Genomic DNA, 8,718 nt, shown 5'->3' on the forward strand with positions numbered 1-8,718 from the left:
GTTAGGACGCCTGGCTTGCGTCGATAGCGGCCGAGAGCTTGGCCAGGGTTTCGGTCTGGTTGATAGCCCAGTCCAGGGAGAGCGGGGACGCCGCCGAAAGGGCCAGGGAGATAGCGGCGTCGGTTTCAACGACCAGGCCGCCGTTCGCTACGGCGGGCATCTGGGAGAAGAGGGTGTTGCTCTTGATGGCTTCTTCGTCGGAGTCGCTGGTGCCCCAGGCCCAGACCAGGTCTGACTGTACTTCGGGCAGCACCTCACCTGAGATGGTCATGAAGAAGGCGTCGGCTTCGGTAGCGTTCTGCTCGATGTAGGGGGCGATGTTCATGCCCAGGGAGGTGAGGAACTGGGAGCGGGAGTCGCTCGCTACGTAGGCTGAGAGGGTCTGTGCTTCGAGGTCGAACATGCCGGCGACGAAGGTCTTACCTGCCAGGTTGGAGTACTTGGCTGCGGCGTCGTCGATGGCCTTGTTGGTGGACTCGATGAGGGCGGCGCCCTCGTCGTCCTTCTGGAGCATGGCGGCGGCCTGGTTGACGACGTCCTCCCAGGAGGCGGCGTAGGCGCCCACGCCCTCGGGCATAGCAACGACGGGGGCGATGGCGGTGAGCTTGTCGTAGACTTCCTGGGTCATGTCGCCGTAGACGGAGAAGATAGCGTCGGGGGCCAGGGTGGCGAGGGCTTCGTAGTCGGGGCCGTCGGTTTCGTCGTAGGTCACGGGGGCGGTGCCGCCGAGTTCGGCCAGCTTGGCGTCGAACCAGTCGGTGGAGCCGTTGGCGTTGGCGCCGTAGGTGACCACGGGGGTACCGGCGGGTACTACGCCGAGAGCCAGGAGGACGTCAGGGTTCTTCCAGAAGTTCACGACAGCAATTTTCTGGGGTACCGCGGTGAAGGTGGTCTCGCCGAAGGCGTGCTTGACGGTGTAGCTCTCACCTGAGGCTGCTGAGCTGGTGCTGCTGCTTGAGGTGTCGTTGGAGCCGGTGGTGCAGGCTGCGAGCAGGCCGGTAAGGGCGGTAGCTGCAGTGGCCTTGAGGAAGGCACTACGAGTGATGGCGACCATGGTCTTGTGTTCTCCTGGGAAGGGTGTTCCGTTCTATAGGACTATCTATAGAACTGCTTAGGTGAGCCTAAGCCAGGAATAACACTATCTTTTGCTTGCGTATTTGTGCAAACGCTGGGTAGCTAGGTGCGAACAGTGAGGTGGGGGTATCGGGCTCGCAGCGAAGCTGCTGGCTCGGATGAAGTGAGCGGGTGCGAGCGCGCGAGCACGCAAGAGCGAACGGAATCCGCCGTCAGGCGGGGCGTGAATCGCCTCGTGAGCGAAGCGAACCAGGCGAGAGGGTCGGCAGCGAGCGCGAGCCCGGATGCCCCATATCTAGATAGTGGGTATTGCCCTGTTTTTGGGCACAAAGAGAGCCCCCTACCGGATTCGAACCGGTGACCCCCTGTTTACAAGACAGGTGCTCTGGCCAGCTGAGCTAAGGAGGCAAGACTTTTCAAGTGTACCCGATATTGCGGGCTGGCGCATGTTATCTGTGGGTACCTAGCTGATAGTGGTGCAGGGGCAGGCGGGCTGCCAGGGCACCGGTGAGCTGCTTATCGTGGGTGGCGACGATAGCGCTGCCGCCTGCGGTGCAGTGGGCGGCGATGAGCGCTGCGACCTGCTCGAGGCCGGGGGCGTCTAGCCCTGCGGTGGGTTCGTCGAGGAGTAGGCAGGACGCCCCGGCGGTGAGCGCTTCTGCTAGGGCAAGCAGGTGCTGTTCGGCGGGGAGCAGGTCGAGGGGGTGTGTTTCGCCAGAGCCGGTAGGCAGGACGGCGTCGCGCAGGGCTTCGCGGGTAGGGCCGCTAGCTTTGGCCCCGTTCCCCAGTTTCATGTCAGCATCCACGGTGGAGGCCAAGAAGTGGTGGGCGGGGGTTTGCGCCACCAGCTGGGCAAGGGCAGCGCGGGCGGGGGCGTCCTGCCGGTGGGGCTGTAGCCCGCCGATGGTGAGCTGCCCGGCAACTGGGGGTAGGAGCCCCGCGATGGTGCGCAGCAGGGTGGATTTTCCGGTGCCGTTGGGGCCGGTGAGGATCAGGCAGTCGCCGGGGGTAAGGTCCATATTAATACCGGTAGCAACGGAAGGAGCCACCGGTTTCTTCCACCGGCGGCGGGCCGGGGCAACCGGAGATATAGAGAGGTCACGGGCCAGGACGTCTGCTGCGGCTCGGGCGGGCAAAGGCGGCAGAGACGGCGCTCCAGCAGACGGTGCAACGCCTTCCCCCAGATTTTCGACGCTAGCGGCAAGGCTCTCTTCGTCGGCCTGGGGCCTGGCTGAGGCCCAGGCCAAATCTGCCGGGTAGCGGGTAAAAGCGTCCAGCACCCGGGCCCGCATGGCGTCGTCAAGGCCAAGCAGGGGTTCGTCGAGGGCTAGAGCTGGCGCAGCCACCCCGTCGAGGTTTTCGTCCATCCGCCCCAGCACCAGGTAGGCCGCCAGGGCTACCAGCTGGGTTTGCCCACCCGAAAGTTGCAGGGGGTGAGCTGCCAGTAAGTCGGTAATTCCAAGGTCAGCTGCAACAGCCTGTACAGCCCGGTGGAGCTGTTCCCGGCTATCCACAGCCTGCTCTACCCCCAGGGCAATTTCTTCGGCCACGGTGGGTACCAGCCCCGTCATCAGGGCCTGGGGGTTAGAGGGCACAAAGAGCCCGTCCCGTTCCTGGGCCCAGGTCTGCAGCCGGGCAGACTTTCCCGTCCCCCGGGCCCCAAGGACCAGCGTCCGCGTATAGATCACAGCAGCACCCCCGTATAGGTAGCAAGCACGAGCAGGCAGGCCAGCGGCAGGAGCACCCAGCGGAGGTGGCACTGGGTGCGACTGTCGGTGTAGTCCTGCCAAAAAATTCTGGGCCCGGCCCGGTCAATCCCGCGCGCGCCTAGGGTTGCCCCGCGTACCTCGTGGTCGAGCAACAGCAGGTTGAAGAGGGCGGACGCCGTCCGCACCCCCAACCAGGCGCGGGCACCTCGCGACCCGTCGGCCATACCTCGGGCTCGGGCGGCCCGCTGCACTAGGCGGGAGTAGTGGGCCAGCTGGGTAGGGGCGTTGAGCGAAGCGACCAGCAGGTAGATGAGTCTAGGTGGCAGTCCCCAGACGGTCAGGGCATAGCGCAGGCCAGCGGCCCCGGTGGGTAGGATCAGCAGGGCACAGGCCGACCCGAAGGCCAGAATCTGTAGGGCTAGAGCCAGGCCAGCTCGGGCGCCCTCGGCGGTCACTTCAAACACCATCCAGTGCACGGGCGCCCAGGTTGCCCATACGGTTTCTCCCCCGCGCGATACCAGCTGGATGATAAAAGCCATGGCTGTCACCGGCGCCAACCCTGCCAGGACTAGACGCAGCCAGGGCACCAGCGTCCGCCCCGCCCCGTGCAGGGCGATGAGCACAGCCAGCAGCCCCGCCTGCCAGATCAGTGGCAGCGGGGCAAAGGCTAGCAGGAGCCCGGCGCAGCCCAGGGTGACCCAGGTGCGGGGGTTCAGGACGGGGGCGCTCACCGGTTAGCGGCCGAACTGACGACGGGCGCGGGCGGGCAGACCCTTGATGATGAGCCAGACCAGGGCGAAGGCAATGGTCTTATCGAGCGGGTCAGAGAGCAGGGATTGCAGGGTTGTAGCGCCCAGCAGGGACTGGCCAGCAGCCTGCAGGGCCGCAACCACGGAACCGGTACCCACGCCCTGGCCGCCGCCAAAGACGAAGGCTGCGATGGGGGCGCCGACGAACCCGGCCAGGATGCCGGTGATAAAGCCCGCGAGCAGGGCTCCCCAGATTTTGCGGAAGAGGCCCAGGCGGCCAGCGTAACCGGCAAGGAAGCCGATGAGGGCGGCACCGGCGGCAAAGGGAATGGTGGTGGGGTTAATGGTGAGGCCCCAGGCAAGGTTGGTGATAATACCGGTCATGGCTCCGGCGGCGGGTCCGGCCAGCACACCAATGAGCACGGTAGCAACGGAGTCAAGGTAGAGGGGAATACCCGAGAAGCCAATGAGCTGACCCACGATGATGTTGAAAGCTGCCGCAAAAGGAATCAGGGCGATGGTGGCAAGGGGCAGGCGGCTCAGGTTAGCCGCCAGAAGCAGTAGGACGCCCGCGGTATAGCCCAGCATGAGCGGCAGGGAGATAGCGGCTTGAGCATCGCTGGTGCCTTCCAGGTAGCCCGCGTAGTTGGTGGCACCGCCTGCGGTGAGGACGGCCCAGGTGTAGGTTCCTGCGATGACCAGGGCGGCGAACAGGTTGAGCACCTTCTGGGAGGTGGTGAGCGGTGTGTTGTGTTCTGGGTTTTTACCGAGGAGCCCGGCAGCTGCCGAGGTCCTCTGCCCAGACGTTGAGGGCTCTGCGGTGGTGTGTGTTGAGGGGGCCATGCCCACCCCTTTCTGTAGAATAATTGTTCTTTTTATTTTTTGAGCTGGTCCTAGCCAGTCCCCTTTGGGGCATACACAGCCCGAACGGTCTGGATCAGGTGCTCAAAAAATTCAGGGGCCCGGGCGCTGGTCAGGGCCTGGGCGTTGGGGTCTCTCCCCCAGCGTCCTAGCCAGTCAGCAACCACCTGGCCGCGGGTAAGGGTCCCGGCAAGCTCAACGTCGAGCGTCACCGGGGTGGTCTCCCCCAGCTGGGTGTGAGCCCGGCCGTCGGCGGCCAGGGCACGGTTCACAGCCAGGGCGGTGACGAAGGGGTCGTGCACGTGGGCGATAAACCCCAGCTTGTCCCACTCGTGGAATTCCATGTAAAACTGCAGGGCCCCATCCAGGGCGGTAAAGAGTTCTCCACCACCGGCTAGGAGGCGCTCTCGCAGCTGCGGGGTCATGACGGCCTGCTCGGTGGTATCCAGGGGGCAGAGCAGGGGCGCGTAGGGCAGGTCGAGACCAGGGCGGCTATAGGCAGCTAAGACCTCGTGCAGGGCTTCGGGGTCAGAGTGCACGTTCCACTCGGTGGTGGGCATGGTGTTCCCCCGGTGGTTCAGGGCCCCACCCATGATGGTCAGGCTGGCTAGGTAACGGGGCAGCTCTGGGTCGAGGCGCAGGGCCAGGGCCAGGTTGGTGGAGGGCCCCAGGACGAGCCCGTGCAACTTCCCGGGGAAGCGGCGGGCTGTTTCTACCCACAGAGCGGCGCCCTCACCGTGGGCCCTACCGGTTGGTTCCTTCTGCCCGGGAAGCAGGCCGTATCCAGTACCCAGCGGGCCGTGGGTCTCTTCGGTGGTGGTGAGCGGCTGGGCCAGCGGGTTCTCAGCACCGAGGGCCCAGGGGTACCCTGCCCGCCGAGCAGGTCCAGCAAACCCCGCAGGTTGCGTCCTACCTGTTCAGTGCTCACGTTGCCACCGCTGGCCACAAGACCTTCAACCGCAACCTGCGGGTGGGCGAAGGCGTAGGTGAGAGCCAGGGCATCATCAATACCGGGATCGCAGTCAATCAGAAAATGCAGGGTCATGGGGCCTTATGGTGCTAGCTAGTTGGGTTGGGCTGGTTTTTCGGGAGTTTCCTGCAGAGTTCGAGGCATAGAAAAAGGGGCAGCTACCCACCTTCGTCTATGCACCGGGCATAGGTGAAGGCGTGCAGCTGCCCCTACACGCTGTGTACCAGTTTAGTACACTGCGGCCAGGCCCTTCTACAGCCTGTTTACTGGGTGAACTTTAAGCGTTCTTCTTGGCTTCAATCTTTGCGGTAATCCAGGCATTGAAGTCGTTGGAGTTAAAGACCTCGCCGTCAGCAAAGATGGTGGGGGTACCGCTCACACCGTTGGAGGCTGACTCCAGGGTTACAGTCTGGACGAAAGGACGCCAGGTGTTGTTAGCGACGTCGTCCTTTACGTCTGCACCGTACTTCTCAGCGATAGCAATGAGCTCTTCGTTAGAAAGGCCGCCGGTGCCCTGGTGGGTGAAGATTTCCTTCTGGAAGTTCAGGAAGTCCTCGGTGGAGACCTGGTTAGCTACTGAGTAGGCCACGTTGTTGGTGCGGGCTGAGTAGAAGGTGGGACTGGAAGCGTCCAGGAAGGTCAGGTTACGAATCTCCAGGGTGATGTCGCCACTAGCAACGAGGGCTGCAATGGTGTCTGCGTTTTCGGTTTCGAAGGCTGCGCAGTGGATGCAGTTGTAGTCCTGGAAGATGGTCAGACGGACGGGCTCGCCGTTATTGTCTGCTTCTTCGGGCAGGGCTACGCCCAGGGGCATCTTGGCTTCGGAGCCGTCTGCAGCGGTGTAGGTTGCTTCTGAGGTACCCAGGTCGTTGCTGTCGCGGCTGGCTTCGGTGCTGGTGTTCCGCTCGATACCATCAGCGGTCAGGACGATGCCGCCGTACTGGTTAGCTGATGCGGGCACCGGGCCTGCGTCGGCAATCTGGTTGCGGTTGCCGTTGATGATGACGACTGCAACGATTGCTACGATGAGGGCGATGACGCCGAGGACGGTGAACTGAATCCAACGGGTGGATGATTTCGAGGTTTTCTTGGCCTGCTGTGCCGCCAGCTGGCGGGCACGCTCGCGGGCGTCAGTGGAGGGGTTTCCCTTAGACACAGGTGTGCCTCACTTTCGTACGTGCGTTCTTGATAGATTCAAGCCTACCGTGATTTGACGGGTATATCTGCCCTTCCACAGAAGCTCAAACTGGTTTCCCAGGAAACAATTAGTTTAGGGGAATGACGGAGTAGATGGCTCTGCTTCTGGGATACAGGACAAAAAGCATGCCCCCAGCACCCCCACAATCCAATGACCACAAGACAAACAGCCCAGCCACACTTTCTACCGGGCACTGGTTATCTCCATCGATCACATCTTCATCGGTGGAGCAGGCTAGGTGTGTTGAGGAGGTTGCGCGGGTGAGAGCTGAGGTGTTGAGTGGTGGCTCTGCGTTTTTTAGAGGTGTGTAGTTGGTGATGGTCGGGCTGGGTAGTGCTCCGTCAGGGCTCGGCGGGGTGGTTTGAGCGTGGGGTGGGTGGTATTGCCGCCTAGCACCCTGACGGTAGGCATGTTACATAGTTTTTGATGGTGTGCTGACTAGGTGGTTTAGTGGGTTTGTTATCGAATCGTAATGTAGTAAGTTGACTTACTTAAAGTGTGTGTGATTGGGTTTAAGTGTTGCCAATCACCAGGGTGAAGATGCTCTGGGGTGAAAGTTTCGGAAAGTAGTAGTAGAGATAAGTAGAGATAAAAGGGCTGATATGCTATGCATGGCGAAAGCAAAAAACTCTTTATAGGATTTGTACTTGGTTTAATAGCTATAATTATTGGTAGTTTTGTCTTAGTGGCAACACTTATAATAGATTATAGTAACTTGTCGAACTCTGTAATTGGGTTGACTTCTATATCTATTGGCTCTATTGCGTGTTTAATGTGTGCTAGAGAAAAAGGAATAAAAAACAGATAATTATTGTAGGAAAACTTTCAGCTGATGAAAAAAATAATTATGATTTTGGTTTGCGCACTCGTCGGAGCTGTAGCTTATTGGCTTAGGGCTGAGTACAACATAACGACTTCGCGATACGCCAGTGTGAATGATGCTAAAGATGTAGATTTTAGCTGGGGATATTGCTTGCTGTGGGCCGCAGTCGGTGGGCTTATAGGCGCTTTGCCTATCAAGCCAAAAAAGCAAAAATAACGTAACTAAACTATTCATGTCAAAGAGGGGTACCTAAAAATAGGTACCCCTCTTTGACATGTACTAGGTAAAACAGCTTGATGGTGTATGACTTAAGTCACGCTAGACTGTTTGGATTTTGCTTCGTATTCTTGAACATAACGTCCAGCAGTGCTTTTGGAAATCTCTAACTTTTCGGCGATAACTCGTACGCTCATCCCTTCCGCACGGAGTTCCGCAACCTGCTCGCGCTTGGCGTTCGCTCGGGCAAGGTACTGGTCACGAGGTTCAGCCATTAGACGCTGAAAGGTGCGTGTGGTGACTCCCAAACGCTCTGCTGCTTCACGTGCGGTGAACTGCCTACGAACAGGCTTAAGCGCGCTCATAGTTCATCTCCTCCAGAAACTTTAAACGGCTTTCCATTTTTGATACACGCTGTGCCCCAGATTTACTACCTAGTGAGGAGCCCCAGCGTTTGCGGTTAGCCTCCGTCTGCTCAGGAGTAATCCGCGTCCACACCCACGAAGCAATCGACTTAGCAATCTGAGCAACCTCACCCTCACTCATCGGGCCACGAGAAAACTCATCAGCAATCACCGAAGCATTCTTCATCGAAGCAAAGGCGTAGACCGTCTCTGACCACTCAGTGAAGTCCGTGTAGCGTAAACGCGCCCTGTAGGCCCACTGGCGGGTGAGATTGAAGAGGGCGACATTCCTGCCCACCGTGGAGTCTAAGACCGTCTGGGCGTTCCTGTGAGGCGCTGGGAGGGCTCCTACGTCCCCAAGAGCGCCCCACGTACTGAAGCAGGCTGAAGCAGGCAAGTCCTTACTGAATGAAGGGATTTCTAGGGCTCTTCTACGAGTAACCAGCTTGGATGAGGCAATGATCTAGTCAGCTTCTTTAGCGTCCTGGCGAGCTTATTAAAACAAAAAGGTCCTGGACGTAACGCCCAAGACCCCAAAAACAAAAAGGTCCTGGACAAACAGTCCAGGACCTTCCAGTATCCCAATCAAAAACCGGCGGTGACCTACTCTCCCACACCGTCACCAGTGCAGTACCATCGGCGCAAAGAGCCTTAACTTCCGGGTTCGGGATGGAACCGGGTGTTTCCCTCTCGCTATAACCACCGTAAACCTAC

General features: G+C 60.0%; 7 protein-coding genes, 1 tRNA gene, 1 rRNA gene and 1 pseudogene. All 10 read right to left on the minus strand.

The window, feature by feature from the left end; genetic code table 11:
* Position 1 precedes the first annotated feature (1 nt).
* Positions 2-1,054: an ABC transporter substrate-binding protein gene (locus L6963_RS10260; protein ID WP_237207502.1), complete on the minus strand. Its 1,053-nt coding sequence runs from the start codon at positions 1,052-1,054 to the stop codon at positions 2-4.
* Between the two features lie 354 nt (positions 1,055-1,408).
* Positions 1,409-1,482: transfer RNA gene (locus L6963_RS10265), tRNA-Thr, on the minus strand.
* Between the two features lie 41 nt (positions 1,483-1,523).
* Positions 1,524-2,669: an ATP-binding cassette domain-containing protein gene (locus L6963_RS10270; RefSeq protein ID WP_237207501.1), complete on the minus strand. Its 1,146-nt coding sequence runs from the start codon at positions 2,667-2,669 to the stop codon at positions 1,524-1,526.
* An 89-nt stretch (positions 2,670-2,758) separates the two neighbouring features.
* On the minus strand, positions 2,759-3,514 hold the full coding sequence (locus tag L6963_RS10275; protein ID WP_237207500.1) for an energy-coupling factor transporter transmembrane component T family protein: 756 nt from the start codon (positions 3,512-3,514) through the stop codon (positions 2,759-2,761).
* A 3-nt stretch (positions 3,515-3,517) separates the two neighbouring features.
* Positions 3,518-4,375: a hypothetical protein gene (locus L6963_RS10280; RefSeq protein ID WP_237207499.1), complete on the minus strand. Its 858-nt coding sequence runs from the start codon at positions 4,373-4,375 to the stop codon at positions 3,518-3,520.
* 50 nt (positions 4,376-4,425) lie between these two features.
* Positions 4,426-5,438 (minus strand): annotated as a pseudogene (locus L6963_RS10285) (nucleoside hydrolase).
* Between the two features lie 202 nt (positions 5,439-5,640).
* Positions 5,641-6,519 (minus strand): DsbA family protein, encoded by an 879-nt coding sequence (locus L6963_RS10295; RefSeq protein WP_237207498.1) that lies wholly within the window; start codon positions 6,517-6,519, stop codon positions 5,641-5,643.
* 1,173 nt (positions 6,520-7,692) lie between these two features.
* Positions 7,693-7,965: a helix-turn-helix domain-containing protein gene (locus L6963_RS10300; protein ID WP_237197109.1), complete on the minus strand. Its 273-nt coding sequence runs from the start codon at positions 7,963-7,965 to the stop codon at positions 7,693-7,695.
* Entirely contained in the window at positions 7,952-8,302 is a 351-nt protein-coding gene (locus tag L6963_RS10305; protein WP_237197110.1) for a primase C-terminal domain-containing protein, read from the minus strand. Before L6963_RS10305 ends, L6963_RS10300 begins: the two co-directional genes overlap by 14 nt.
* A 292-nt stretch (positions 8,303-8,594) precedes the next feature.
* Positions 8,595-8,711 (minus strand): 5S ribosomal RNA (rrf, locus tag L6963_RS10310).
* Positions 8,712-8,718 lie beyond the last annotated feature (7 nt).

The sequence above is a fragment of the Rothia nasimurium genome, assembly GCF_928392795.1.
In the GTDB taxonomy this organism is placed as follows: Bacteria; Actinomycetota; Actinomycetes; order Actinomycetales; family Micrococcaceae; genus Rothia; species Rothia nasimurium_F.

Bases quoted from the DNA above. Each gene is read 5' to 3' on its own strand.
- L6963_RS10260 (WP_237207502.1), bottom strand. From the start codon at position 1,054: ATGGTCGCCATCACTCGTAGTGCCTTCCTCAAGGCCACTGCAGCTACC.
- L6963_RS10280 (WP_237207499.1), bottom strand. From the start codon at position 4,375: ATGGCCCCCTCAACACACACCACCGCAGAGCCCTCAACGTCTGGGCAG.
- L6963_RS10300 (WP_237197109.1), bottom strand. From the start codon at position 7,965: ATGAGCGCGCTTAAGCCTGTTCGTAGGCAGTTCACCGCACGTGAAGCA.